At 60.1% G+C, this 24219-nt stretch carries 26 protein-coding genes and 1 tRNA gene; 18 read left to right on the plus strand and 9 right to left on the minus strand.

All coding sequences use genetic code 11. The features are described 5' to 3' along the window. Nucleotides 1–26: 26 nt before the first annotated feature. Genes STHERM_RS04560 through STHERM_RS04620 form a run of 13 tightly spaced genes read left to right on the plus strand, consistent with a single transcriptional unit; the run spans nt 27 to nt 12239 of the window. Nucleotides 27–665 (plus strand): flagellar biosynthetic protein FliO, encoded by a 639-nt coding sequence (locus tag STHERM_RS04560; RefSeq protein WP_013313713.1) that lies wholly within the window; start codon nt 27–29, stop codon nt 663–665. Further along, nucleotides 662–1438, plus strand: a complete 777-nt coding sequence (gene fliP / locus STHERM_RS04565; protein ID WP_013313714.1) for a flagellar type III secretion system pore protein FliP — start codon at nt 662–664, stop codon at nt 1436–1438. The genes STHERM_RS04560 and fliP overlap by 4 nt, the downstream gene beginning before the upstream one ends. A gap of 11 nt (nt 1439–1449) precedes the next feature. Continuing rightward, the gene (gene fliQ / locus STHERM_RS04570) at nt 1450–1719 is read left to right on the plus strand and encodes a flagellar biosynthesis protein FliQ (RefSeq protein WP_013313715.1); all 270 of its coding nucleotides are present in this window, start codon (nt 1450–1452) and stop codon (nt 1717–1719) included. 12 nt (nt 1720–1731) lie between these two features. Then, the gene (gene fliR, locus STHERM_RS04575; protein WP_013313716.1) at nt 1732–2514 is read left to right on the plus strand and encodes a flagellar biosynthetic protein FliR; all 783 of its coding nucleotides are present in this window, start codon (nt 1732–1734) and stop codon (nt 2512–2514) included. Next, nucleotides 2511–3674, plus strand: a complete 1164-nt coding sequence (gene flhB / locus STHERM_RS04580; protein WP_013313717.1) for a flagellar biosynthesis protein FlhB — start codon at nt 2511–2513, stop codon at nt 3672–3674. Before fliR ends, flhB begins: the two co-directional genes overlap by 4 nt. 12 nt (nt 3675–3686) lie before the next feature. Next, nucleotides 3687–5771 (plus strand): flagellar biosynthesis protein FlhA, encoded by a 2085-nt coding sequence (gene flhA, locus STHERM_RS04585; RefSeq protein ID WP_013313718.1) that lies wholly within the window; start codon nt 3687–3689, stop codon nt 5769–5771. 16 nt (nt 5772–5787) lie between these two features. Further along, nucleotides 5788–6945 carry a flagellar biosynthesis protein FlhF gene (gene flhF / locus STHERM_RS04590; protein ID WP_013313719.1) on the plus strand — a complete coding sequence of 386 codons (1158 nt, stop codon included), beginning with the start codon at nt 5788–5790 and terminating at the stop codon, nt 6943–6945. Nucleotides 6946–6948: 3 nt separating this feature from the next. Beyond that, the gene (locus tag STHERM_RS04595; protein ID WP_013313720.1) at nt 6949–7812 is read left to right on the plus strand and encodes a MinD/ParA family protein; all 864 of its coding nucleotides are present in this window, start codon (nt 6949–6951) and stop codon (nt 7810–7812) included. 58 nt (nt 7813–7870) lie between these two features. Next, nucleotides 7871–8527 carry a hypothetical protein gene (locus STHERM_RS04600; protein ID WP_013313721.1) on the plus strand — a complete coding sequence of 219 codons (657 nt, stop codon included), beginning with the start codon at nt 7871–7873 and terminating at the stop codon, nt 8525–8527. A 6-nt stretch (nt 8528–8533) separates the two neighbouring features. Beyond that, nucleotides 8534–9322, plus strand: a complete 789-nt coding sequence (whiG, locus tag STHERM_RS04605) for an RNA polymerase sigma factor WhiG (RefSeq protein WP_013313722.1) — start codon at nt 8534–8536, stop codon at nt 9320–9322. A 38-nt stretch (nt 9323–9360) separates the two neighbouring features. Further along, the gene (locus STHERM_RS04610) at nt 9361–11274 is read left to right on the plus strand and encodes a FapA family protein (protein WP_420480338.1); all 1914 of its coding nucleotides are present in this window, start codon (nt 9361–9363) and stop codon (nt 11272–11274) included. Nucleotides 11275–11277: 3 nt separating this feature from the next. Further along, the gene (locus STHERM_RS04615) at nt 11278–11610 is read left to right on the plus strand and encodes a hypothetical protein (RefSeq protein WP_013313724.1); all 333 of its coding nucleotides are present in this window, start codon (nt 11278–11280) and stop codon (nt 11608–11610) included. A gap of 8 nt (nt 11611–11618) precedes the next feature. Continuing rightward, nucleotides 11619–12239 (plus strand): hypothetical protein, encoded by a 621-nt coding sequence (locus tag STHERM_RS04620; RefSeq protein ID WP_013313725.1) that lies wholly within the window; start codon nt 11619–11621, stop codon nt 12237–12239. Here the strand turns inward: STHERM_RS04620 and STHERM_RS04625 are convergent. Genes STHERM_RS04625 through cimA form a run of 6 tightly spaced genes read right to left on the minus strand, consistent with a single transcriptional unit; the run spans nt 12236 to nt 16946 of the window. Beyond that, the gene (locus tag STHERM_RS04625) at nt 12236–13102 is read right to left on the minus strand and encodes a hypothetical protein (protein WP_013313726.1); all 867 of its coding nucleotides are present in this window, start codon (nt 13100–13102) and stop codon (nt 12236–12238) included. The two genes, STHERM_RS04620 and STHERM_RS04625, sit on opposite strands and share 4 nt — an antisense overlap. A gap of 4 nt (nt 13103–13106) precedes the next feature. After that, nucleotides 13107–13514: an ExbD/TolR family protein gene (locus STHERM_RS04630; protein WP_013313727.1), complete on the minus strand. Its 408-nt coding sequence runs from the start codon at nt 13512–13514 to the stop codon at nt 13107–13109. Continuing rightward, nucleotides 13511–14137: a MotA/TolQ/ExbB proton channel family protein gene (locus tag STHERM_RS04635; RefSeq protein WP_013313728.1), complete on the minus strand. Its 627-nt coding sequence runs from the start codon at nt 14135–14137 to the stop codon at nt 13511–13513. The genes STHERM_RS04630 and STHERM_RS04635 overlap by 4 nt, the downstream gene beginning before the upstream one ends. Nucleotides 14138–14188: 51 nt before the next feature. Continuing rightward, complete coding sequence (locus STHERM_RS12530; RefSeq protein WP_257719906.1) at nt 14189–14323, minus strand: hypothetical protein; 135 nt, start codon at nt 14321–14323, stop codon at nt 14189–14191. Between the two features lie 11 nt (nt 14324–14334). After that, nucleotides 14335–15351 carry an AAA family ATPase gene (locus tag STHERM_RS04640; protein ID WP_013313729.1) on the minus strand — a complete coding sequence of 339 codons (1017 nt, stop codon included), beginning with the start codon at nt 15349–15351 and terminating at the stop codon, nt 14335–14337. Further along, the gene (gene cimA, locus STHERM_RS04645) at nt 15348–16946 is read right to left on the minus strand and encodes a citramalate synthase (protein ID WP_013313730.1); all 1599 of its coding nucleotides are present in this window, start codon (nt 16944–16946) and stop codon (nt 15348–15350) included. The genes STHERM_RS04640 and cimA overlap by 4 nt, the downstream gene beginning before the upstream one ends. Nucleotides 16947–17258: 312 nt before the next feature. On the opposite strand from cimA, the gene STHERM_RS04650 reads away from it, so the two are divergent. The 3 genes from STHERM_RS04650 to STHERM_RS04660 all read left to right on the plus strand — a co-directional run bounded on the left by STHERM_RS04650 (nt 17259) and on the right by STHERM_RS04660 (nt 18847). Continuing rightward, a tRNA-Val gene (locus STHERM_RS04650) sits at nt 17259–17330 on the plus strand. Nucleotides 17331–17373: 43 nt separating this feature from the next. Further along, complete coding sequence (locus STHERM_RS04655; protein WP_013313731.1) at nt 17374–18096, plus strand: fumarylacetoacetate hydrolase family protein; 723 nt, start codon at nt 17374–17376, stop codon at nt 18094–18096. A 64-nt stretch (nt 18097–18160) separates the two neighbouring features. Then, entirely contained in the window at nt 18161–18847 is a 687-nt protein-coding gene (locus STHERM_RS04660; protein WP_013313732.1) for a queuosine precursor transporter, read from the plus strand. Between the two features lie 18 nt (nt 18848–18865). Here the strand turns inward: STHERM_RS04660 and STHERM_RS04665 are convergent, their stop codons facing one another. Beyond that, entirely contained in the window at nt 18866–19642 is a 777-nt protein-coding gene (locus tag STHERM_RS04665) for a hypothetical protein (RefSeq protein ID WP_041623259.1), read from the minus strand. 23 nt (nt 19643–19665) lie between these two features. After that, nucleotides 19666–21180 (minus strand): hypothetical protein, encoded by a 1515-nt coding sequence (locus STHERM_RS04670; protein ID WP_013313734.1) that lies wholly within the window; start codon nt 21178–21180, stop codon nt 19666–19668. Nucleotides 21181–21273: 93 nt separating this feature from the next. On the opposite strand from STHERM_RS04670, the gene STHERM_RS04675 reads away from it, so the two are divergent. After that, nucleotides 21274–22203 carry an ankyrin repeat domain-containing protein gene (locus STHERM_RS04675; protein ID WP_148223867.1) on the plus strand — a complete coding sequence of 310 codons (930 nt, stop codon included), beginning with the start codon at nt 21274–21276 and terminating at the stop codon, nt 22201–22203. Beyond that, nucleotides 22184–22966 carry a hypothetical protein gene (locus STHERM_RS04680; RefSeq protein WP_013313736.1) on the plus strand — a complete coding sequence of 261 codons (783 nt, stop codon included), beginning with the start codon at nt 22184–22186 and terminating at the stop codon, nt 22964–22966. Before STHERM_RS04675 ends, STHERM_RS04680 begins: the two co-directional genes overlap by 20 nt. Here the strand turns inward: STHERM_RS04680 and STHERM_RS04685 are convergent. Beyond that, nucleotides 22963–24213 carry a UPF0164 family protein gene (locus tag STHERM_RS04685; RefSeq protein ID WP_237223361.1) on the minus strand — a complete coding sequence of 417 codons (1251 nt, stop codon included), beginning with the start codon at nt 24211–24213 and terminating at the stop codon, nt 22963–22965. The genes STHERM_RS04680 and STHERM_RS04685 overlap by 4 nt on opposite strands. Nucleotides 24214–24219: the final 6 nt, after the last annotated feature.

Genomic DNA, 24219 nt, shown 5'->3' on the forward strand with positions numbered 1-24219 from the left:
TTCATACTGGGAGGGGAACAGAACAGATGAAGTCTCATCCGATCCATGTGAAGCGACTGATAGGTGGTATAGTAGCAACGCTGATCTTCAGTACGACCTTTCTCCCTGCACAGGAGACGACCACTCCTCCCCCGGCCCCCCAGGAGGTTTCCGAATCGGAACTCGTCTTTCCCTCTGATGCGCCCGAGGTGGGAGAGACCGGGGGTGGCGCACCTTCTCCTCAACCTGCGGTGGGCTTCACCCTCTGGGACGGCGTCCGGATGCTCCTTCTGCTCGGGGTGGTGCTCGCAGCCATATACGCGGTGTTCTACTTCCTTCGGAAGATGAGTGTCGCCCGCGGGAGTGGGGAGGATCTCATCAGAGTGGTGGACACCAGGGTCCTCCAGGGGACCCGTGCGGTTCATGTGATCGGGGTGGGGAACAGCTATTTCCTCGTGGGGTCGAGTGAGAACGGTGTGACGCTCATCGCCCGAATCGAGGAGAAGGAGACCCTCGACCGGATAGAGCTCATCGCCTCCAGGCAGGAGACGGGGCGAGGAGGGCGTTTCTCCGATTTCCTCGACCGTCTCTTCCCGCCGAAGCATCCTGCATCTTCGGAGGAGGGGCCGGCTCCCCGGGCGATGACCTTTCTCGAGAAACAGAGAGAGAGGTTGAAACGGCTGTGAAACGGATAGGGTTCCTCGTCGTGTTCATGCTCGTCCTTCCGGGTCCGCTCGGGCTCGTGGCGCAATTGGGTCCTGAAGAGGACCAAGCACTCAATATCCCCTTCGTCGATCTCACCATCCGCGAGCCTCAGAGCGATCAGGAGGTGGCGCTCTCCATCCAGCTCCTCCTCCTGCTTACGATACTCACCCTTGCCCCGTCCATCCTCGTCCTTACCACCTCGTTCTTGAGGATCGCCCTGGTGTTGGACTTCATCCGAAGGGCCCTCGGTCTGCAGCAGGTGCCGCCCACACAGGTGCTCATGGGGATCTCCCTCTTTCTCACACTGTTCGTGATGTGGCCCACGTTCCAGGAGGTGTACGACGATTCCTTCGTCCCTCTCTCGAGGGGAGAGATAGGTGTAGAGGAGGCCTACGGCAGGGCGGTCGGCCCTTTGAGGATTTTCATGTACCGGCAGATGCAGAACGACGTGGAGCCCATACGGCTCTTCATGCGGATGAGCGGTCTTCCCAGGCCCGACACCCTGGCGGATGTGCCCACCCACATCCTCATCCCTGCCTTCATCCTCCATGAGCTGACCGTGGCCTTCAAGATAGGGATCATACTCTATATCCCCTTTATCATCATCGACATGGTGGTGGCTTCCACCCTCATGTCGATGGGGATGATCATGCTCCCGCCGGTGATGATCTCCTTCCCGTTCAAGCTGCTCCTCTTCGTACTCGTGGACGGGTGGACGCTCATCACACAGCAGTTGCTCGGAAGTTTCGTCTGAGGAGGTGAGAGATGGGACTGGGAGAGGCGATCTATTTGCTCAGGAGCGGGATCTACGAACTCATCGTGATAGCGGCGCCCCTCCTCCTGGTGGGCATGCTGGTGGGCCTCATCGTGTCGATCTTCCAGGCCACCACCTCCATCCAGGAGCAGACCCTCACCTTCGTCCCCAAGATCCTCGCCATACTCCTGGTGCTCCTCCTGCTCGGCCCGTGGATGCTCTCTTCTCTCTCCCAGTTCACGGTCCATCTCTTCCAGATGATCCCGGAGATGGGAGGATAGAGGAGGTGACGGGTGTTCACTGATCTTGTCGTCCGTGCCGAGCTCTTTCTCCTCGTGTTCGCACGGGTGTTCAGTCTTCTTGCGATCAGTCCCCTTTTCTCCTCCTCGGGCATTCCCGGTATTGCCCGGGTGGGACTCGCCTTTTTTACGAGTGCCGCGGTCTTCCCCTGGGCCTCGTCTCTCTACACCATTCCGGAGACCGGGCTGGGATATGCGTTCCTCCTGCTGGGTGAGGTGCTCGTGGGACTCATCACCGGCTTTTTCGTACTCCTCTACTTTTCGCTCTTCCAGATCGCGGGTGAGTTCTTCGGTTTCCAGATGGGGTTCAACGCCGCCTCGGTGTACGACCCTCTCTCCCAAGAGGAGCTCCCCCTCATGGGCCAGGTCATGAGCAACGTGGCGGTGCTCGTGTTCCTCGTGACCGGCGGGTTCCTCAAGTTCTTCCTCTCGGGAGTCTACTATTCGATCAAGGCCTTCCGATCGGCGGACATCCTCGTCTACAGGGAAGATTTTTTCGATGTCTTCCTCCACGGGCTTGCGGGTATCTTCCAGTACGCATTCGTCCTTGCCCTTCCGCTCATCTCGGTGCTTCTCCTCGTTTCCGTGAGTATGGGGCTGCTCGGAAAGGCCGCCCCCCAGATGAATCTCCTGCTCATGGGATTCCCCATCTCCATCGGGGTGGGGTTCGTCCTGCTCCTGGTGATCCTCCCTTTCGTGGCGGAGATGATGAGCAGGATATTCGACTACATGTTCTATGCCCTGGTGGAACTTTTCTCGCCGGGAGGTGGTTCATGACGAAGAAGACCGCCCTCGAGGCGATGTGGCATGAGGATGCCGGTTCCATCTCCCGTTTCGTACACGTGCACCTCCAATGGTTCGCGGCGGAGGACGAGGGGCGAACCGAGGAACCAACCGAGCACAAGATCCGCAAGGCACGCGAAGAGGGGAAGGTGGCCAAGACACCCGAGCTCCCCTCCACCTTGGTGATGCTCTTCACCCTCATCACACTGGCCCTCCTCTCTTCCTACCTGTTCTCCACCATGGTCTCGATGTTCCAAACCTTCTTCTCGAGCATCTCTTCTCCGGAGCCCACCCATACGGGCAGGTTCTTCGTCCTGTTTCTCCAGTTTTTCCTCAAACTCACGCTTCCTTTCTTCGTGGTCGCCCTGTGTGCCGGAGTGGCGGGAAACGTGCTCCAGGTCGGATTCCTCTTCACGGTGAAACCCATCACCCCCGATCTCCAGCGCATCGTTCCCAACTTCTCCCGGTTCGCCAAGAGGGTGCTCTTCTCGACGGAGGCCCTCTTCAACCTGGGTAAGACGATCCTCAAGGTGGCCGCGATAGGGTTCCTCGCCTATCTCAATATCCGGATGGAGCTTCCACGGCTCGTGAACCTCCTCCGTGTTCCGCTCCTCCAGGGGATCAGGTTCCTGGGTGCGCTCGTGTTCCGGATCCTCTTCGAGGCCACGGTGGTCTTCCTCGCCATCTCGATCGTGGACTATCTCTTCCAGAGACGGCAACACCTCGAGTCCCTCAAGATGTCCCGGGAGGAATTGAAGGAGGAACGGAAGATGTACGAAGGGGATCCCCTCGTGAAGAGCCGTCTCCGACAGAGGATGAGGGAGATCCTCACCAGGAACATGATCCGCCGGGTGCCGGAGGCCGATGTGGTCATCACCAACCCCACCCACTACGCCGTGGCGCTCGAGTACGAGCGGGCGAGAATGGAGGCGCCCACGGTGGTGGCCAAGGGAGCGGACGAACTCGCCCTCCGGATGCGGGCCATCGCGAGGGAACACGGAGTCCCTCTGGTCGAGAACAGACCCCTCGCGCGGGCCCTCTACCAGGAGGTGGAGGTGGGTGATACCATCCCCGAACAGTACTACGCCGTGGTGGCGACCATTCTCGCGAAGGTGTACGCCGTGGATGCCCGCCGGCGGGAGAAGGTGATGTAAAGGGAGGCTGCTATGGCCGATGTCCAGCAGATGCTCAGAAACGTGTTCATCACCCAACGATCCGATGTGCTCGTAGCCATTGGTGTCATCGTGGTGGTGATGATGCTCGTCATCCCCATGCCCGCCGTCCTCCTCGACACCCTGATGGCCCTCAACCTGGTCATAAGCCTCCTCACCATCCTCATCGTCCTCTCCGTGAGGCGGGCCCTTGAGTTCTCGGTGTTTCCCACTCTCCTCCTCGTGTTGACCGTGTTCGGACTGGCCCTCAACGTCTCTTCCACCAGGCTCATACTCACCCAGGGGAGCGGGTTCCAGGGGCGGCTCATCCGGGCGTTCAGCACCTTCGTGGTCGGATCCGCGGGGACCGAAGGCCTCGTGGTGGGGTTCATCATCTTCATCATCATCATCGCCGTACAGTTCATCGTCATCACCAAGGGGGCCACGAGGGTAGCGGAGGTGGCGGCTAGGTTTACCCTCGACGCCCTCCCCGGGAAGCAAATGGCTATAGAGGCCGAGTACAACTCGGGTGCGATCACGGAGGAGGAGGCGGCCCGCAAAAAGGCGGAGCTCCAGAGGGAGGCCGACTTCTACGGGGCCATGGACGGTGCCTCCAAGTTCGTGTCAGGGAACGTGAAGGTGGGGCTCCTCATCACCTTCATCAACGTCCTCGGCGGGATGATCGTGGGGATGGCCATTCACGGGGAACCGCTCGACGTGGCCCTCCGCACCTACATCTCGCTCACGATAGGTGACGGCCTGGTCTCCCAGTTTCCGGCCCTCCTGGTCTCAACCGCCACGGGCCTCATCGTCACCCGGGCCATCTCCGATGGGACCTTCGGCCAGGATGTCTCCTCCCAGTTCTCCCAGGAGGGGAGGATCTACTGGATGGCCGCGGGATTCCTCCTCTTCCTCTCGCTCCTGCCCGGTTTCCCCTGGTACGTGCTCGTTCCCATGGCGGGCCTGCTCGCCTTCGTGGGTTTCAGGCTCGCACAACGCCCTGTCAGGGAGGCCGAAGCGGCCGCTGCCGAGGCGGCGGCCGCCCGTCCCGTCCCTCAGCAGCCCGAGATATCCCCGGTGGTGCCCCTCGACCCCATCGCCCTCGAGATCGGGTACGCCCTCATCCCCCTTGTGGATCGTGAGCAGGGAGCGGAGCTCCTGGAGCGTATCACCCGTATCAGAAAGGAGACGGCCCTCGAGCTGGGGATCGTGATCCCGAGGATACGTATCGTCGACAACATGCGGCTCGAACCTTCCGAGTACTGCGTGAAGATCAAAGGGGTGGAAGTAGGCCGGGGAAGGATCAAGATGGGGGCCTACCTGTGTATCAATCCCGGGGGAGTGACCGAGGAGATTCCCGGAGAGGAGACCCGGGATCCCGCCTTCGGACTTCCGGCCAGGTGGATAAAGGAAGAGGACCGCGACAGGGCAGAACGGGCTGGTTACACAGTGGTGGATCCTCCCTCCATCATCGCCACGCACCTCACCGAGATCATCAAACAGCACGCGGCCGAGCTCCTCGGACGCCAGGAGATCCAGTCGATGCTCAACGCCCTCAGGGAGGACTACCCCGCGGTGGTGGACGACGTCCAGGAGGTGCTCACTCTCGGTGAGATCCAGAAGGTGCTCCAGGGCCTCCTCAGAGAGCAGGTCTCCATCCGGAACCTCGTGAGCATCCTGGAGACGATCGCCGACTACGCCCGCATGACGAAGGATGTCACCTTCCTCATAGAGAAGGCCCGACAGGCGATTGCCAGACAGATCTGCGCACAATATACTGACGAGCACCGTGTGTTGCGGGTCCTCACCCTGGATCCCGCGCTCGAACAGATGATCATCGATGCGAGGGTGGAGACCGCAGGGGGGGTGGTGACCGCCCTCGAACCCGGGGTCTATCGAAAGTGGATCAATGCGGTCATGAATGCAGTGCGGCAGGTCCAGGAGCAGGGATACCTTCCCATCGTCCTCTGTCAGGAGGCCGCGAGGCCCCTGGTGAAGCAGAGCACCCTCCGGGACGTCCCCGATCTGGTGGTGCTCTCGGTCCCGGAGATCCCTTCGGAGGTGAGGGTGGAGGCACTGGGTGAGATCAGGATCGATTGAGGAGGCGGATATTCCTATGGAATTTTTCACCGAGCAGGCGCCCACCCGTGCGGAGGCGCTCCAGAAGATCAGGACCAAGTACGGGGACAGGGTGAGAATCCTCTCTCAGCGCACCGTACGCCTTGGGGGCTTCCTCGGACTCTTCCCCCGGGAAGGGGTGGAGATCACCGGCTACGTGGTCCCCGAGGGAGTACGTACCCCCTCCTCCCCGAGGCGTTCCTTCGACGAGGAGCGGAGGCGAATCCTGGAGCTCGCGAAGTCTGAGCAGTCTCCCCGTGACCAGATCCTCGAGAAGGTGCTCTCGGAGCTCGCCCAGATCAAGGAGAACATCCAGAGGGGGACGGTACGAGAGGATGAGAAGGAACATGAACACATCAGACGTCTTCGGGCCATGCTCGAGGAAGCGGAATTCACCGATCGCTACATCGAGAAGACCATCCGACGGATCAGGGACGAACTCACCCTCCAGCAGATCGAGGATTTCGCCCTCCTCCAGAAACTCGTCGTTCAGTGGGTAAGGGAATCGATACGGATCTACCCGCTCAAATTCACCAGGAGACCTGAGATCTTCATCCTGGTGGGCCCCACGGGGGTGGGGAAGACCACCACCATCGCGAAACTGGCGGCCATGTACGGCTTGGGGCTCGAGGACAACATCCGCTACGACGTGCGGATCATCACCATCGACAACTATCGGATCGCCGCCCGCCAACAGATAGAGACCTATGCCAACATCATGGGCATCCCCGTCGCCTGTGTGGAAAGCTACGAAGAACTCGAACGCCAGGTGAGGCTCTTCCAGGATGTGGACATCATCTTCGTGGACACCATAGGAAAGAGCCCCCGTGATTACCGGAAACTCGCCGACATGAAGGACATGCTCGAGGCCTGCGGCAGCCGTGCCCAGACACATTTGGCCTTGAGTGCCACCACGAAAACAGCCGATATATATACCGTCCTGCAGCAGTTTGAGCCGTTCAACTACACGTCGGTGGTGCTCACCAAGCTCGATGAGACCACCACGGTGGGGAACATCATCAGCGTGCTGGAGGAGAAGGGAAAACCCATATCCTTCATCACCAACGGACAGGCGGTTCCCCACGACATCGCGGCGGCGACACCGGCCAAACTTCTGGCTGCAGTACGCGGCTTCATACTGGAAGATATGGAGTAGATCATGGCAGACCAGGCCGAATCTCTACGGGAGTTGATGCGAGGTCGGATGGTCCCTCTCTCGCAGAGTCGTACACGGATCATCGCCGTGACCAGCGGTAAGGGAGGGGTGGGGAAGACCAACGTCGCCACCAATCTCGCCATCGCCTATGCCCAGCTGGGGAAGAAAGTGGTACTCATGGATGCCGATCTGGGCCTGGCGAACGTGAACGTGGTGCTCGGCATCATTCCCAAGTACAACCTCTATCACCTCATAAGGCGGCAGAAGACCCTGGAGGAGATCATCGTCGATACGCCGTACGGTATCAAGATCATCGCAGGGGCATCGGGATTCGCGAAGATCGCGAACCTCTCGGACGACGAGCGTGAGCATTTCATCGAAGAACTGGTGGGACTCTCCTTCGCCGATGTCATCATCATCGATACCAGCGCGGGGGTGACCCAGAACGTGATATCCTTCGTGGCGGCTGCCGACGATGTGGTCGTGGTGACCACCCCCGAGCCCACCGCCATCACCGACGCCTACGGGATCATCAAGATCATCGCGACCGAGATAGAGAACATCAACATGGGACTGAAGCTCGTGGTGAATCGGGTGAAGAGTGTGGCAGAGGGACGACGGGTGGCGGAGCGGGTCACCACCATCGCGGGACAGTTCCTCAACGTGAAGATCGACTATCTCGGATTCGTGTACGAAGACGGTTCGGTACAGGATGCGGTACTGAAACAGCGCCCCTTCATCGTCCTCGATCCCAGGGGGAAGGCCTCCATATGTGTCAAACACCTCGTGAGCAGACTGGAGAAGGTGGAATACCGTGAGGGGAAAGGACTCGGAGGCTTTTTGCGAAATCTCCTCGGCAGGGGGTGAGGGGGCTTTGCTTGACGGAGGCACCGTTTTCGTCTAACCTGGTAACGGTTGGATTTATATGAAGATAACGTATGCCCTGGCGGGAGGAGGGAGCGTGGCGGCCTTGTCCCTCCTCATAGGACTCTTCTCCGGTAATCCTCTCGGGGTGGCGATGCTCCGGGCGCTGGGAAGTGGAGTCCTTTTCGGCGGGGTGCTGTACGTCGTCTGGGAGGTGGTGCGGCGGTTTCTCCCGGAGCTGGTTCAGGAGGAAGAGTCCGCCCCTTCGTCGCTCCCTGAGAAATCGGAGGAGGAACAGGACCACGTGGTCGATATCGTGCTCGAGGACGAGGCCTCCCCGTCCCCACGGACGGTTCCCGGGGAACAGATGGGGATCGGAAGGGAGGATGATCTGGAAGAATCGGTCCGATCCTTCGGGGAGGGGGGTGGAGAGAGGGAAAGTCAGGGGGACGGGGAAGGGATGCCGGACTCCTCTCCCCTCGGTCCGGATCGGGAGGATGCGGGACTCGACGAGTTCCCTGAGATCGATGATCTGGAAGAGGATTTCTTCGAAGAAGTGTCCGCCGAGGAGGAGGGCCCGGAGGAGGATGGTACGGATCCGCTGTCATTCGAGTCTTCTCAGTCGATCTCGGGGGGCGGAGGAGGCATGGGGGATCAGGATCCACAGGTCATCGCTCAGGCGATACGCACCCTATTGAAAAAAGATGAGAAAGGGTAACGGTTCATGGATGAACGCAGCCTGGCGCAGAGGACAGAAGACGAGCTCTGGAAGGAATATCAGAAGACAAGGGATCCCCAGATCCGTGAGTACTTCATCAAGCAGTACGCCCCACTCGTGAAATACGTTGCGGGAAAGATCGCGGTGGGGCTCCCCAGCAGCGTGGAGTTCGACGATCTGATCGGCTTCGGGACGTTCGGACTCCTCGATGCGATCGAGAAATTCGACCCCGAAAAACATGTGAAGTTCAAGACCTATGCGGTCACCAGGATAAGAGGCGCCATCTACGACGAACTCCGTGCAATGGACTGGGTCCCTCGTTCGGTACGGCAGAAGAGCAGGGAGATAGAGGACGCCCTCCACAGGCTCGAGAGTTCCCTGGGGAGGGCCGCCACCGACGAGGAACTCGCCCGGGAGATGAATATGAGCTCGCGTGAGCTCCAGAAGACACTCCAGAAGATCAGTTCCACTTCCATCCTCTCCCTGCAGGAACTCTGGTACACAGGAGACGAGAACGATCGGGTGGCCATTGCGGATATGCTCGAAGCCCCCCAGGCCTATGATCCGGCCGCCCGCGTGGAGCGGGAGGAGATAAAGCGGGTGGTGGCGGAAGCCATAAAAGAGCTTCCTGAAAAGGAAAAGAAGGTCCTCGTGCTCTATTACTACGAAGATTTGACTTTGAAGGAAATCGGGGCTATCCTTAATGTGACGGAGTCCAGAGTGTCTCAGCTCCATACCAAGGCGATCAGCCGGCTCAGGGTGAAGCTGAGGAACATACGTAAAGGTATCTTCTAGGGGGACCGGTGATTTCCCTTGATCAACTCCGTGATTACATGAAGACACAACTGGAAGAGGACAAGAGGAGGAAACTCGTCCAGGTCACGGGCCAGACACTGGAGGAGGCACTCCAGGAGGCGGCGATAGAACTCGGTTGCAGGATAAAGGATCTGGAATATGAGGTCATAGAGAAAGGATCGTCCGGTTTCCTGGGTATGGGGAAGAAGTCATGGCTCGTCGTGGCCTCCCTGGCGGTACAGAAGGTGAAGGAAGAGGTGCGTGAAGAGGAAGCCGGACTGGGCATCGAAGAGATGGCACCGCTTCCCAAGGATCGGGATGGACAGGCCTTCGTGAGACTCTCCCCCGACGGTGTGTATCTCTGTGTGATCCCTCCCGAGGGGAAGGGAAAACCGGTCACGGAACGGGCGGCGCTCGAGGCGATCGCCCGGAGGACGGACGCCTCCGTGGACGTGAACCTCGTGAGCAAGGTGGTACGGAAGGCCGACGGGCAGTTCGTGAGGATCGCTCCTTACAGCTACAATCCCGCACACGATGCGGTTCTCAGTGTGAACATAACCGATGGGGAGATGCGGGCCTATCTCCTCGCTCAGCCCCCTCGGGAGGGCGGTACCGATCCCACCGCGGAGATGATCCGGGATTTCCTCAAGATGAACGGAGTGGAATACGGCCTCAAGGAGGATGTGATAGAGGAGTTCGAGAGGAATCCGCGCTATGGACAGGAGATACTGATCGCGGAAGGGACGCCGCCGCGGCATGGCGAGGATGCAAAGATCGTGTACAACTTCGAGACCAACCCCTCTCGGATCCGTCTCAAGGAGCGCGACGGACGGGTCGACTACAAGGACCTCAACCTCGTCCAGAACGTAGTGGCGGGTCAGGTGCTCGCGAAGAAGATTCCTCCCGGGAAGGGCGTGCCCGGCAAGACGGTCACGGGTACGCTCCTCCCCGCACGCGATGGGAAGGATCTGCCCATCCCCGTGGGCAAGAATGTGAAACTCTCCGAGGATGGGATGGTGGCGGTGGCCGAGATCAACGGCCAGGTGATGATCACGGGCGGAAAGATCTCCGTGGAACCGGTGTACACCGTGGAAGGGGATGTGAGCCTGAAGACCGGGAACATCCTCTTCCTCGGTACGGTGATCGTGAAGGGGAATGTCGAGGACGGATTCTCGGTGAAGGCGAGCGGCAATATCGAGGTGAAAGGAAGCGTGGGAAAGTGCGAGCTGGATGCAGAGGGTGATATCGTGGTCCACCAGGGGATCGCCGGAAAGTCGGCCGCTCTCATCAGGGCCGGGAAGAACGTGGTCTCCCGTTTCATCGAGAACGCGCGGGTGGAGGCGGGAGAATTCGTGCTCGTCTCGGATGGGATCATAAACTGTACGGTCTCGGCGAACAAGAAGATCATCTGCCATGGTCGTCGGGCGAGTATAGTAGGAGGAAAGCTCATCGCCACGGAAGAGATCGTGGCGAAGAACCTCGGCTCGGTGGGCGGCATAGAGACGATCCTCGAGGTGGGATACGATCCCAGGGCGAAGGAAAAGGAGGAGCATCTCTCCCAGGAACTCGAGAAACTGCAGGATGAGCTCAAGGAGATCATGCTGAACCTCGGAACGCTCGAGAACCAGCGTAAGACCCAGAAGCTTTCCGAGGAGAGACTCAAGGTGTACAAGGAGCTCCTCCTCCGTCGGAGGGAGCTCTCCCTCAAGGTGGAGAACCTGCAGAAGGAGATAGAGGATACCCGCGCCTATCTGTCTCAGCTCAAGACCAAGGGGAGGATCTCGGCTTCGGGGACCGTGTTTCCGGGTGTCAAGATCGTCATCAGGGATGCGGTGCTCCAGGTGAAGAACGAGTTCAAGGCGGTCACGTTCATCTCGGAGGCCAATATGGTGAAGGTGACGAAGTACGAGGAACCGGAGGATCTCGACAAACTGGATCTCCTCGAGAGGTAGGGTATGGCCCTCCATCCCATCGACCTGCAGACGATGTTCACGAGGCTCCACGAGGTTGGACGGGAGCAGGGGGGTGTGCGTGAGATACCGGTGCATCATCAGACCGTGCAGGGTGAGGAGCTGGTGAAACGGGCGCAGCAGGAGAGCCGATCGGTGAATGAGACGCGCCAAGTGGGGGAAGGGGTGGAGAAAGTGAAGGAGGAGAAAGGCCGCGAACAGGGGCAGGGCAAGGGGCGGTCGAAGGAGGAGCGGGAAGCGTCCCGTAGAGCGACCTCTTCCTCACCCGAAGTCGTGGAAGACCCCGACATCGGACGCCACGTGGATCTCCTGGGGTAAGGTGACATATGGAGTGGTTGTGGTTTCTTGGCGGACTCATCGGCGGGACCCTGTGGTCGGTCTTCCTCATAAACCGGAAGATCGAACAGAAAGTGGAGACGCTCGAGTTCATGAACAGGGTGCGACGGGAGCTCGAGGAGATCCTGGCAAGCTGTAACGAGACGACCGACAGGAATGTCTCGATCCTCGAGCACAGGGTCTCGGGCCTCAGGAAGCTCGTGGACCGTGCCGACAAGCGTATCCAGGTCCTTCAGGATCTGCTTCGGCGGTCAGAGGATCTCGCGCCCCGCGCCGTGCCTGAAAGCGGGGAGGCGGGGGAACCTGCGGACAGGACCACTCCTCCAGAGACAGAGAGATCCTCGGGGGAGGTGGGCGCACCCGGTACCACACGCTCGCCCGATACCCCGGAGGAACCCGTGGTACAGGGAGATATCCCTTCCCCTCGTGAGCCGAACCCCGTGCGGGAGATTCAGGGCCAGAAGGGGCTCTCTCCTCTTTCGGAGACGGTCCTCTCCCTCTACAGGAATGGTCATCCCCCTGAGCGTATCGCCCGTGAGCTCGGACTCACGGTGGGAGAGGTGGATCTCATCATATCCCTCGAGAAGACCGTGTTCCTCAAGGATCGCTAGAAGCGGTAGGTGAACGACCCTTTGATGGGCCTTTCGGTGTTGTTGAAGAAGGTGGCACGGGAAAAACCGTAGAGCACCGCTTCATCGATGTCGGAGTACCCCGAGGAACTCACGAGGGTCACTGCGAGGAGGGTGCTCCCCCTGGTATGGGAATCCACCGAGAATTGGATGGTCACGGGGCGAAGACCTGGTCTGTGTCTGTATTCGGCTTGACCGATATCGTAACCAGCCCCCTTGAGTGCATCCCATAGGTCAGGGCGGTCATCGAGAGGAGGTTGCTCCACGAGAGAGAATGCCCCCCCGGCCTCTTGGTAGTAGCGCAGAAAGAGGGCTTTCGAGCGAAGGTCCTTCACCATGTTCTCACCCACGAAACGGGGGAGTTGTGAGGGGAGCGGCATGTAGAGATAGATCGGCACGTAGATGCTCCTCCCCACTTTCCCCGCTGCTTCGGAGAAGCCGAGTGTATAGGTGTTCCCCTCTTCCCTCCCGGTGATCACCGCCGGCGTGGGAGACGGGGGGGTGCTCGGAGTCGTGGTAGCGGCGGGTCGGGTGGTGGGAGGAACGGGAGGTGTGGTGGGGGCGGAGGTGGGGGTCGCTGCTGGCGGTTGGGTGGGGAGTGGTGTGGGGGCGGGGGATGGTGGTGGAGGTGTCTCGAGGGGGCGGGGGGGGGATGCGGGGCTCTCTTGCTGCCCCCTCGTGGTGAGGTGTACCTTCACAGGTCCCGCCACGTCGGAGAGTTCCTCGAGCCTCAGGAGTCCGGTTATCCAAAATCCAAGCAGGACCATGAGATAGATCGCCACCGTGAGTGCGAGGGAAAGCGCGGCTCTCTTCCTGTCTTCGCGGAGTCTGAGATCGGTCCTCATCGCCTTATCGTTTCATCCTGGTACGGAGACCCACGTCCTGAAACCCCTGCCGCCGGAGACCGTCGAGGAGCGATATCACGAGCTGGTACTGGGCCTCCTTGTCGGCTTCCAGGATCACCTGGATCTCGGCATCCTGATGTTCGTCCTTCCAGGATGCGAGGAGCTTCTCCACGCCTTCAAGGGTGGTCCTCACCTCGTTCACGTAGATCTCGTCCTCCGCGATGGCGGTGATCACGAGCTCCTGCACGGTGAGTGGTTCGGCCGTCCCGGCAGTGGGGAGTTCGAGGGAGATCCCGGGAGTGGTCTTGAAGACACTGGAGACCATGAAGAAGATGACGAGCTGGAAGACTACGTCGATGAGTGGAGTGAGATCTACGTTCACCTGCGGGCTGAGCCGACGTTCCAGTCTCATGACGCCCCCTGCCGCTTCTTGCTCGCGTTGATCATGAGGATGAGGGAGTTGACCTGGTTTTCCATCTTGATGAGCAGGAGATTGACCTTGGTCACCAGGTAGTTGTAGAAGATGACCGCGGGGACTGCCACCAGGATACCTGCCACCGTGGTGATGAGGGCCTCCGAGATACCCGTCGCCAGTATGCCCGGGTCGGTGACGGCGCCGAACTGACCGAGCACGCCGAAGGTCTTCATGGTACCGGTCACCGTACCCAGAAGGCCGAGGAGCGGTGCGATGTGGGCGATGGTCCCGAGGCCCGACAGGTTCTTCTCGAGGCGCGGAACCTCCTGGTTCGCCGCGTCCTTGATCACCTCCCGTTGGATGTGCTCGGGATGGTCCCTGTGCTCGATCCCCACCTTGATGAGTACGCTGAGGGGGGAATAGTTGGTGTCACAGATGTAGAGCGCCTCATCGAAGTGTCCCTTTTCCAGGGAGGATTTTATCCTGAGGAAGAGCTTTTCCTCGTCTACCCGGATCTTCCTGAAGTAGAGGATCCGTTCTATCACGATGGCGGTGCCGATGAAGGCGAGAAGGATGATGGCCCACAGGACAGGCCCTCCCTTGATCAGTACATTGAGCATCGGTCCCCCTTTCCCATACGATTTTTGAGACAAAGTATATCGCGGAGAGGACTATATGTCCATTGTCTCGCAAAAGAGGTCCCAGAAGAAGTATTCTTCGAAGAGCTCCTGGATCTTCGTCACCTTTCCGATGTCCTGGATCTGGAGCTTCGGGTTCTCGTACACGTCCTCTATCTTCTCCCGCACGGTGGCGGTGTCTAACGGCACGTAGATGGCGGGGATGTGTTCCTGCTCCAGGGTGAGGACGGTCCTGTCCTCGAGAGGTGTGGTGTCCCCGCAGGTGAGGATGAATCCTCCGATCGGTTTTCCAGCCTTTCGGTGTGCCTCCACGATGAGGGCCACCCTGTCCGGGGAACCTGCGCCGATGAGATAGAGCGCCCGGTCCGAGAGGTAGTGGTCCGGGTGGAGGTGGTCCTTGTCCTGGGTGATGATGATGATCTTCCCGCACGGCCTGTGCACTCCTCCCGGTTCACGTCGCCTATGGCGAGGGTACCGGGGAAGATGGTGCTGAGAAGGTGCATGGTGGGTCTGGAGAGGTCTTCCACCATGGGGAGGAATCCGAGGATCCGGATGGGCGGGGTGAAGAAGGGGAACCGCTCCTGGAGGAGTTCCTCCGTGATGTAGTGGCGCACTTGATCGATCTTCGAGGGGATGAGCTTGTTGAAGATCACTCCCCTCACATTGACGCCCTGACACATGAAGTAGTGGAGGTCGACTTCGAGCATGTCGAGAGCCTTCCCGATGCCTCCCCCCGAGAGGAAGACGACCTCCGCGCCCAGGATCTCAGCCACGCGGGCGTTGGACAGGCCGACGATGCCCCCCACGCCGGGATGACCGGTTCCCTCCGCCACGATGATCTTCTTGTGGGAGAGGGCTTCCATGGAGTCCAGGACCTTCCTGGTGAGTTTTTCCTCTTCTGCCTTCCTGTTGGGAGAATCGAGAAATTCCTTGGTGAACCCGCTTCCGAGTCTGACCGGGGAGACCACGCGCGGATCGAGGTCAGGGATCCCGCTGAATTCCTGGAGGATACGGGCGTCCTTGTCGATCATCGTCCCGTCCTCCAGGGGGACGAGCTCCTGTCCCACCGGCTTCATGTAGCCGAGCTCTTCGGGGGGGTATTTCTTCTGGAGGAGACCGATGAGCCCGAGCGCGGTGATCGTCTTGCCCGCGTGCTGTCTGAATCCGGTGATGTAGATGACTTTGGGTCTCTTCATTGCGTATTCCTTTGACTGAGGACGAAGATGTTGTAGTAGTAGTCGTAGCTGTCCACCAGGGCCTGCCACGAGGCCTCGATGATGTTCTCATGGACGCCCACCGTGTCCCAGGTATGGCCGTTGTGGTTACGGGAGGAGATGAAGACCCGTACCCTGGCACCGGTGGCCCTCTCCGGGTTGAGGACGCGTACGCGGTAGTCGGTGAGGGAAATCTCCTCGATGAAGGGGTAGTAGGGAAGGAGGGCGTCCCTGAGTGCGGCGTCCAGGGCCTCCACCGGTCCCACCTTCACCGCAGCCCCCATCACTTCGTTGTCCTCGGCACAGAGGAAGAGCTTTCCCACGGTCTTGGAGTCGGCGGAGCCGGCCTTGAATGATTCGAGGTGATAGTTGTCGAACTCGAAGAGCGGCTTGTAGAGCCCCAGTGTCTTCAGTATGAGGATCTCGAAAGAGGCCTCCGCCGCCTCGTACTCGTAGCCTTCGGCCTCTTTTTCCTTGAGGAGTCGGGTGAGCTGTTCCACCTCGGGGGAGTCCTTCGTGAAGGAACCGTAACGGGAGAGTTTCTTGAGGATGGTGGATTTGCCCGCGAGCTCCGAGATGAGGATGCGTCGTTCGTTCCCCACGAGCGAGGCGTCCATGTGCTCCATGAGGTGCTCGGCCTTGAGGAGGACATCCACGTGCTGGCCGGCCTTGTGGCTGAAGGCCGCTTCTCCCACATAGGGCTGCCTCTTGTCGGGGATGATGTTCGCCTTCTCCGCTACGAACCTCGAGACCGCGGTGAGCTTGGTGAGGTGCGGCCCTGCAGTGATGGGATACCCCATCTTGTAGTACAAGGTGGGCATGATGCTGCAGAGATTGGCATTGCCGCACCGTTCACCCCAGCCGTTTATGGTTCCCTGTACGTGGATGGCCCCTGAGAGAATGCCCATGAGGGAATTGGCCACGGCGTTCCCCGTATCGTTGTGGAAGTGGACCCCGAGCGGGGCGAGTTCCTTCTGGGGGAGAGCCCCCATGATCTGCGCGACCTCGTGGGGGAGGGTGCCGCCGTTGGTGTCGCAGACCACGAGACACTCGGCCCCGGCCTCGGTCCCTGCTCTGAGGACCTCGAGGGCGTAGTCGGGGTCGGCCTTGTACCCGTCGAAGAAGTGTTCGAGGTCGAAGAACACGATCCTCCCTTTGGAGCGCAGGTAGGAGATGGAGTCGTAGATCATCTCGAGGTTCTCCTCGAGGGATGTCTTGAGCACCTTGGTCACGTGTTCCGTCCACGCCTTACCCACCACGATGACGGCTTCGGTCTCCGCCTCCAGGAGGGCCTCGATGTGAGGGTCTCCTTCCGCCTTCCGGCCCGGCTTTCTGGTGGACCCGAAGGCCACGATCTTTGCGTGATCGAAGTGTTCATCTCGTGCCCTCCTGAAGAACTCCGCCTCCTTCTCGTTGGAGAGGGGGAATCCCCCTTCCACGTAATCGACCCCCAGTTCGTCGAGTTTGTGGGCGATCTGGATCTTGTCCTCGACAGTGTAGGTTATCTCGATCCCCTGCATGCCGTCCCGGAGGGTGGTGTCGTAGATCACGACGAACGGTTTTTGCTCATGGGCCATGGTTCACTCCTCCATAAAAAAATGAGCCGTCCCCTCGACCCGAGAGGACGGCTGGCTGTGCACCCAGAGGCATCACCACCCGCCCTCAGGGCGAGCTGATGATGAGGATGATGATGCCGGTGGATGCATTTCTCCACATCATTGTAGTTCTTGTAGAGTAGGATGGAGAAAAAGTCAAGGGTGGCGTGAGGCGCCCCTCTCCATATCGGTGGGCACGGAGAGGTGTGGCAGGAGACCGGGTGCCCGTTTTCGGATCGTGTTGACATATGGTTTTGTTCATACTACTATCGGCCTTGACGTCGATACGTCCATGGGCGATTAGCTCAGTGGGAGAGCGCCTGCCTTACAAGCAGGATGTCAGTGGTTCAAATCCACTATCGCCCATCCCCCCGTGAGGGGGATTTTTCATGTGACAAGGGGGCTTCCCATGAGGAAGGTCGTGCTGCCCGTTGCAGGGACGGATGAGACCTACACCCTTCGTCCCTCCAAGATCATTGCCCTGGGACTCAACTACAGGGAGCATATTGCAGAGAATATCACCGCTGAGATAGTGAGGTCCCAGGAGCTGCCGGAGGAGCCCATCCTTTTCAACAAGACCCCCAATGTGCTTATCGGGCCCGAGGATGCGATCGTACTCCCCGCGATGGCGGCCCGCTATGCTACCCCAGAGGATCCTGAGCGCACCGACTACGAGGCCGAGCTCGCGGTGATCATCGGGAGGGAGTGCAGGAACATCTCCCCTGAGGAGGCCCCAGGGGTGATCTTCGGCTACACGTGTTTCAACGACGTGAGCCAGCGGAACATCCAGAAGCGGGACAAGTCCGGCTGGTGGCGCGGCAAGTCCTTCGACACCTTCGGCCCCATCGGCCCCGTGATCGTGCCCGCCCGGGAGATCCCTGATCCACACGCCCTTCGGATTCGGTGTCGTCTCAACGGCAGGGTGGTCCAGGACGGGTCCACGGGGGACATGATCTTCAGGATTCCTGAGATCATCTCCTTCATTTCCCGACATATGACCCTGGAGGAAGGGGACATCATCGCCACCGGCACCCCGCAGGGGGTGGGTCCCCTCCATCCAGGCGATGTGGTGGAAGTGGAGATAGAAGGAATCGGAGTGCTCCGCAACCCTGTGGTGGCGGAGACACCCTGACGTGTATCCGCGTTGCGGATACGGCGGTCGCAGCAACCCGCCTCACCAAAACAAGGAGTCCTCCATGACAAACGAACTCCTCTGGTTTCTCATGCTCACTGCTACCTTTGTGAGTGTGATCCTGCTCTACCGGACGATGGGGAAGGTCGGACTCTTCCTATGGATTCCGGTGAGCGTGATCATCGCGAACATCCAGGTGGTGAAGACGATCACGCTCTTCGGGCTTACCGCCACGCTCGGCAACATCGTGTATGCCTCCACCTTCCTCGTCACCGACATCCTCTCCGAGATCTACGGCACACGGGAGGCGAGAAAGGCGGTGGTGATGGGCTTCGTGAGCCTGCTCGCGATGATCGTGCTCACCCAGTTCGCCCTCTGGTTCGTGCCCGGTCCGGACGATTTCTCGCAGGAACACTTGGAGGCGATCTTCTCCCTCATGCCGAGGATCGTCCTCGCGAGCCTGGTGGCCTACCTCGTTTCCCAGTTCCACGACGTGTGGGCCTTCCACTTCTGGAAGGAGCGGTTCCCCTCCTGGCTCTGGTTCAGGAACAACGCGAGCACCATGGTGAGCCAGCTCCTCGACAGCGCGATTTTCTCGTTCCTCGCCTTTACAGGGGTGTACCCGTTCGGGGTGGTGGTGGAGATAGCCGTCACCACCTATCTGTTCAAGTGGATCGTGGCTGCCCTCGACACGCCTTTCCTCTATCTTGCCACGTGGCTCAGGCGACGAGATCTCGTCCCCGGGGAGTAGTGCTCGGTCTCCAGGGCACTACTCCTTCCACGGGAAGAACATACCTTTGAGGGTTCGCTTGCCGACCCGTTCCCGCTCCTCGATGAGGAGGGTCTCCCAGGGGATCTTCTTCCGGTCGGCATCGGGGTGCGCTTCGAGGTACTCGTACTTGTACATACGGAGCTTGAGCGCGTCCTGGAGCCATACCATGAGGCCGGCCGGTCCCGGGACGAGGAGGGCGGTGAAGATGGAGATGAAGAGGATCACCGGGGTCGAGAGGATCAAAAGGATGCTCAGGCCCGGATTGTCCAAGGCGAGGAGAAAGGACTTCTTGAGGACTTTCCTCACCTTCGGTTCTATCTGACAGAGGAGGGGATAGAACCACACGCTCATGAGGGACCACCCGATGAGGGCCCACAGGAGGATCACCATGCCGATGAATCCTATGGCGCCTCCCCATGATGCGTAGAAGGGAAAGAAGAAGAAGGGGATGAGTACTGCGAGGGCGGTGAGGCCGCCGAAGACGAGGGACCCCTTCCAGGTGTGTGCGAGGTAGGAGACGAGGTCGCCGAACGAGGGGGTGCGGTAAAAGGCGATCTCCTTCGCGGCCATGGCGAGCACGCCCAGATAGAGGAAGGTGATGACGAGCCCCACCACTACCACGGCGGTCATCACCGGGAGGCCGAGCGGGCTCACCCAGTCGGGAACCACGGTCGGGATGGCGAAGGAGAGCAGGAAACCCAGGTTGAGGACCACCACGGTGATGAGATGATCCCACGTGTCGAAGAACGCCTTTTTGATGAGAAAACCGATCATGGTTCTACTATAGAGGGTAGGGCTCACCGGGGCAAGAGGTCGAAGAGGGCGAGCGGCGGGTGCTTGAGGGTGCTCTCCTCCCATGTATAGAGAAGGAGTCTGCCTGTTCTGTAGTATATCTCCCGGCGGAAGGCATCCTGGATGAACCTGAAGGCGGGGGGAAGGACGAACTCCGTCACCACGTGGCCGAGTCTCCGAAGCCCGTGTATGCCTTGTCGCAGTATACCCACCTTCCGGAGGAGACCGAACTGTCTGAGGTTGCCGGTGACCACGTCCATGGCGGTCTTCACCGGGGGACGCTGTATGGTCTCCTGGACACCCACGATGAATTCCACCGTGATGCTTCCCGAGAGGAGTTTCCCGCCGGGGATGCCGTAGAGGAGACTCAGGAGGAGCACGGAGAGGGCGTGTGCTCCTGTGAGCAGGTGGCCGGTCCTGATGTGGAAGAGGGGTTCCACTCCACCGGGGGCGTAGAGGGATCCCGTCCGGGAGTAGATGAGGAGGAGTTCGTCGAGATAGGAGCGGCTCTCCTGCGGGGGGATGATCATCTCTTGATAGGCCTTGCCTGCGGAGTGCAGGAGGGACTGCAGGGTGGTGGAGAGGTGTTGTAAGAACGAAGGAGCTTCCCTGTGGGTGAATACGGGGTCTTCAGGGAGTCCTATCTCCTTGAGCGTGCGCTGGTAGGCCTCGAGTGCCTCCGGGAAGATGGGGGTGGTCTCCGATTTCCAGAAGGTGGCGAGTCGTTCCTCTATACGCCTCGCCTGTTCCCGTAGGGTCTGAGGAGAGAGCTTCTCTATGCGATCGGATATGAGGGGGTTCTTCCGACCGTAGAGGAAGAGGCCGTAGTAGGAGATCTGGTAGAGGAGGGAGGCGTAGAAGAGCCGGTACATCCCCTCGATGAGGAGACTCGAGATGGTCGAGCGTACGCTGTAGAGGAGGATCGCCGGCAGTCCTATCACCGGAAAGGCGAGGAGGAGAAAGGTGAGCGCGATGATCTTTCCGAGGATGCGGCTCCTCCAGAGTATCCTGATCGGTTTCCACTTCATGAGGGCGGAGTAGAAGGCCTGCAGGTGACGGGTGCGGTAGAACCAGATGAGCCTGATCCTCTTGATGGTGGAGAACCACAGGGTCTTCCTGCTCCTGAGGATGAGGTCGTCGAGTGCGAGGTAGGTGCACTCGAGGAGTCTCCTTATGGAGAAGGAGTAGCGGAGGGTCCGGGGAGTTCGTGCCTGTTCGATATCGGGGTGGTAGTGCGTTTCGATGGTGAGGAGAAGTTCCTTGATGTCCTGCAGGAGGTTGAACTGGAGGAGGGAGTAGGTCTTTATCCTCTCTCGTATGTACTGTTCCATCTTCTGAAGGAGGATCCGGTCTTCCTCGTTCCATCCCGTCTCCAGTTGGGACTCCGCGAGGGGGAAGAACTTCCTCCTCGCCCGCAGGAGGACCACGGTGCTCACCAGGAACCGCATGAGGAGGGGGATGAGGAGGAGGGGGAGGGCGATGAGAAAGGAGTAGAGGAAGATCGTGATGAACGACTCCATGGGGAAAGACTAGGGAAAAGGTGAGGGTTCTTCAAGACTTGCACAGCGGGTCGTTTTACAGTAATGTGGAATGTGAGAGCAGGAATGTCAGGTATGAGAGTGGCGGTGTTCTTTCACCCGGGGGACGAGGAGATTGCCACGAAGGTGCTCAGGGTGATGAAGGAGCTGGGCATCTCGGGAGCGGCTTACAGGATCCATCCTTGGTGGAAGGATGATGCGGCGGACAGACTCCTCGGTGTGCTCAATGCGAGTACGCACATCCTCCTGGTCGTCCCCCCCTCCATAGACGAGCGGAGCGGCGATCTCTCCTGGTTGTTCTTCCTCGCCGGTTTCTGCGTGGCCAAGACCCGGTACGTCTACTATCTCGTACTCGAGGGGAGGGTGCACGTCCCCCCCTTTCTCCGGAGCATAGAGGGGATCACCTCGTTGGAGGGGGTGCGGTCGGCGTTCCTTCGTGGGAAAGAGGAGTGGTTGGCCGAACAGGAACAGGAGAAGGCGAGGCTTTTCCTCAAGGAGCAGGACATCCCTCTCTCCGCGGAAGGATTCATTGAGTGCGTGAAGAAGGAGAAGGTCGATGCACTGGAGAAGTTCTTCCTTCTGGGGTTCTCTCCCGATACGTGTGACAGGAAGGGGGTCCCGGCCCTCTGTCATGCGGTGAGGGTGCGGTCGCTCGAGGTGGTGAACCTGCTCCTCGCTCACGGGGCCGATGTGAATGCGGTCTCCGGGGACAGGGGGAACACCGCGATCATGGATGCGGCCGCGGACGGCAACAGGGAGATTGTGGTACGTCTCCTGCAGGAGGACCCGGATCTCGACGTGCAGAGCAAGAACGGGCAGACGGCGCTCATACTCGCCATCGGTCAGGGGGCCCTCGATATCGCCGAGTTGCTGGTGGACCGGGGCGCGGATGTCACGCTGAGGGATTCGCTCGGGATGACTGCCCGCAGGTATGCAGAGCTCTTCCGCTATCACGATCTCGCACGGAAGATCAAGGAGAGGGAGTATGACTTCCAGAAGGCGTAACGCATCCCCCATCTTCCACCTCCTCATGAAGGATGGCTCGAGCCGGTTCCTCCATCCGTTCAACCGGCCTGAGGATGTCTTCCTCCTCGAGACTGTCGAGGTGGTGGGGTTCCTCGGGAATGAGCCCGATGTCTCGGCGCTCACGGCTTTCAGAAACCATCTCTATGGGCTCATCGAGGATGGGGTGAGGGAGTGGGTGCAGGAGAACCGTTTCGTGGTGCGGTTTCTCCTCTCGGCTCTGGTGTTCCTGGTGAGCTACTTCGTCCTTGCCTTTGCCATCAGGGATCCGCTCCCGGTGGTGGACGAGGCGGTGGTTGCGTTCGGCCTCTCGGTGGCGACGTTCGTGCTTCTGTTGAGGAGGGAGCTGCGGTCGTTCGAGGTGCTCGAACGGAAGGCGCGGCTCAGGAAAAAGGTGGACGGGATCCGGTTCCAGGAGCATCCGTTCCTCAGGAGGGTGGAGTCGGCGCTCTGGCGGCTCGAGGAGGAGGGGCCTGCTGCCCTGGAGGAGGCGGGTCTCCTCCTCAGGGACCGGTCGGAGACGGAGGAGAGGCTCCTCTCGGATCTGAACGCGTTCCTCCGCGGGAAGTTCTCCTCGTTCTCGTGGAAGCTGGTGCGCAGGAGTCTCCGCTCGTATCTGGCGGGGGGAGGGGCCCCGTCGCGCAGGGCGAGGAAGGCCTTCCAGAGCAAGGACGGTCCTCTCTTCCTCCTCCACGTGGCGATCGAGGAGCCGGGCGGAGTGAGGGGAGGGGTGAACGGGCGTTAACCTTCTATCTGCTGAAGTTCGAGCATCCGTTTCTGGAGCTCGCGGCTCTCTTCGGCGAGGAGGAGGGTCTTTCGTGCCGGGGTGAAGTCGGGGTCGAGGGCGAGGGCCTTTTCACAGAGGGCTATGGTGGTCTCGAGGTCGCCCCGGGCGTAGGCTTCGAGGGCTTGGAGATAGTACCGGTCGACTTCGGCCTGGAGTGCGGCCCTCCCGTTGTCGCCGAGGTTGAGGGTGAGGTTCACGCTGAGCCTGTCGAGGGGGACGAACTGGGTGGTCATGTCCAGCACATAGGTGGTCTGGATGGAGAGGTCCTTCATGGTGAAGAGGGTGCCCATGGAGATGCGTGGATTGCCTCCTTTGAGAAGGAGGCCTGTCTGCATGGTGAGGAAGTCGGTGAGGGTGAGGGCCACCCCGGTGGCGTAGGAGGGGGCCTCGGCGGGTACGTCGGGGATGAGGTTGAAGGGGAGGGTGAAGTCGAAGGCGATGGTGAGGGGGCGGATGGGTGAGTAGCCCAGTCCGGTGGTGAGGGCGGTGGGGAGGGGTTCCCTCGTGGGTGCGAGTATCTCGATGCCGAGGTTCTTGATCACGAGTCCGAACGAGAGGTTCTTGTTTCGGGAGGAATAGAACTTGAGGAAGTTGACCTTGGTGAGGATCCCTATGTCCGCCATGAAGGCGAAGGCCGACTGGTCGGCGTAGAACACGGATGGGATGGATCTGATGGCGATCTTGGGGGTGATGCCTGCTGCGATGCCGAAGAAGTCATAGGAAGAGAAGAAGTTGTAGGCCACGTTGAAGCCGATCACGGTCTCGCTGTAGTATCCTGTGGCGAGGCGGTTGCCCCAGGCGTCGTACTGGGTGAAGGGGACGTAGAGGAACTTGCCTGCAGCGCCGATGCCGAGGTCGTCGAAGCGGATGGTGTAGACGACGCCTTCTATGTTCGTGTCGGCGATCCAGTCGTTGTGGTAGAGCGCGAGCTCGGTGAGAGGGAGCGCGGCGGAGGCGGCGGGGTTGGCGTCGATGAAGCTCGCGTGACGGGTGAGGGCGGTGTAGGCGGTGCCCATGGCTTGGTACTCTCCGCCTATGGGGATGCTGAGCAAGGGGAATATGGTGAGCCCGGTGTTCGGATCGGAGAGGGCGGAGAGGGTTTCGGCGATGTTGCCGTAGGTGGTGGAGAATTCTTCCGGGAAAAGGGCTGGGGGCGTTGTGCCGATAAGGAGAAGGATGAGAGTATACAGGAGTGGGTGTTTCATTCCATA

The organism is Spirochaeta thermophila DSM 6192 (genome assembly GCF_000147075.1).
GTDB lineage: Bacteria > Spirochaetota > Spirochaetia > Winmispirales > Winmispiraceae > Winmispira > Winmispira thermophila_A.

What these genes read in the sequence shown, in the direction of transcription:
- STHERM_RS04560 (WP_013313713.1), top strand. Translation starts at nt 27, where the DNA reads ATGAAGTCTCATCCGATCCATGTGAAGCGACTGATAGGTGGTATAGTA.
- fliQ (WP_013313715.1), top strand. Translation starts at nt 1,450, where the DNA reads ATGGGACTGGGAGAGGCGATCTATTTGCTCAGGAGCGGGATCTACGAA.
- flhB (WP_013313717.1), top strand. Translation starts at nt 2,511, where the DNA reads ATGACGAAGAAGACCGCCCTCGAGGCGATGTGGCATGAGGATGCCGGT.
- flhA (WP_013313718.1), top strand. Translation starts at nt 3,687, where the DNA reads ATGGCCGATGTCCAGCAGATGCTCAGAAACGTGTTCATCACCCAACGA.
- flhF (WP_013313719.1), top strand. Translation starts at nt 5,788, where the DNA reads ATGGAATTTTTCACCGAGCAGGCGCCCACCCGTGCGGAGGCGCTCCAG.
- STHERM_RS04595 (WP_013313720.1), top strand. Translation starts at nt 6,949, where the DNA reads ATGGCAGACCAGGCCGAATCTCTACGGGAGTTGATGCGAGGTCGGATG.
- STHERM_RS04600 (WP_013313721.1), top strand. Translation starts at nt 7,871, where the DNA reads ATGAAGATAACGTATGCCCTGGCGGGAGGAGGGAGCGTGGCGGCCTTG.
- whiG (WP_013313722.1), top strand. Translation starts at nt 8,534, where the DNA reads ATGGATGAACGCAGCCTGGCGCAGAGGACAGAAGACGAGCTCTGGAAG.
- STHERM_RS04610 (WP_420480338.1), top strand. Translation starts at nt 9,361, where the DNA reads ATGAAGACACAACTGGAAGAGGACAAGAGGAGGAAACTCGTCCAGGTC.
- STHERM_RS04615 (WP_013313724.1), top strand. Translation starts at nt 11,278, where the DNA reads ATGGCCCTCCATCCCATCGACCTGCAGACGATGTTCACGAGGCTCCAC.
- STHERM_RS04620 (WP_013313725.1), top strand. Translation starts at nt 11,619, where the DNA reads ATGGAGTGGTTGTGGTTTCTTGGCGGACTCATCGGCGGGACCCTGTGG.
- STHERM_RS04625 (WP_013313726.1), bottom strand. Translation starts at nt 13,102, where the DNA reads ATGAGGACCGATCTCAGACTCCGCGAAGACAGGAAGAGAGCCGCGCTT.
- STHERM_RS04630 (WP_013313727.1), bottom strand. Translation starts at nt 13,514, where the DNA reads ATGAGACTGGAACGTCGGCTCAGCCCGCAGGTGAACGTAGATCTCACT.
- STHERM_RS04635 (WP_013313728.1), bottom strand. Translation starts at nt 14,137, where the DNA reads ATGCTCAATGTACTGATCAAGGGAGGGCCTGTCCTGTGGGCCATCATC.
- STHERM_RS04640 (WP_013313729.1), bottom strand. Translation starts at nt 15,351, where the DNA reads ATGAAGAGACCCAAAGTCATCTACATCACCGGATTCAGACAGCACGCG.
- cimA (WP_013313730.1), bottom strand. Translation starts at nt 16,946, where the DNA reads ATGGCCCATGAGCAAAAACCGTTCGTCGTGATCTACGACACCACCCTC.
- STHERM_RS04655 (WP_013313731.1), top strand. Translation starts at nt 17,374, where the DNA reads ATGAGGAAGGTCGTGCTGCCCGTTGCAGGGACGGATGAGACCTACACC.
- STHERM_RS04660 (WP_013313732.1), top strand. Translation starts at nt 18,161, where the DNA reads ATGACAAACGAACTCCTCTGGTTTCTCATGCTCACTGCTACCTTTGTG.
- STHERM_RS04665 (WP_041623259.1), bottom strand. Translation starts at nt 19,642, where the DNA reads ATGATCGGTTTTCTCATCAAAAAGGCGTTCTTCGACACGTGGGATCAT.
- STHERM_RS04670 (WP_013313734.1), bottom strand. Translation starts at nt 21,180, where the DNA reads ATGGAGTCGTTCATCACGATCTTCCTCTACTCCTTTCTCATCGCCCTC.
- STHERM_RS04675 (WP_148223867.1), top strand. Translation starts at nt 21,274, where the DNA reads ATGAGAGTGGCGGTGTTCTTTCACCCGGGGGACGAGGAGATTGCCACG.
- STHERM_RS04680 (WP_013313736.1), top strand. Translation starts at nt 22,184, where the DNA reads ATGACTTCCAGAAGGCGTAACGCATCCCCCATCTTCCACCTCCTCATG.
- STHERM_RS04685 (WP_237223361.1), bottom strand. Translation starts at nt 24,213, where the DNA reads ATGAAACACCCACTCCTGTATACTCTCATCCTTCTCCTTATCGGCACA.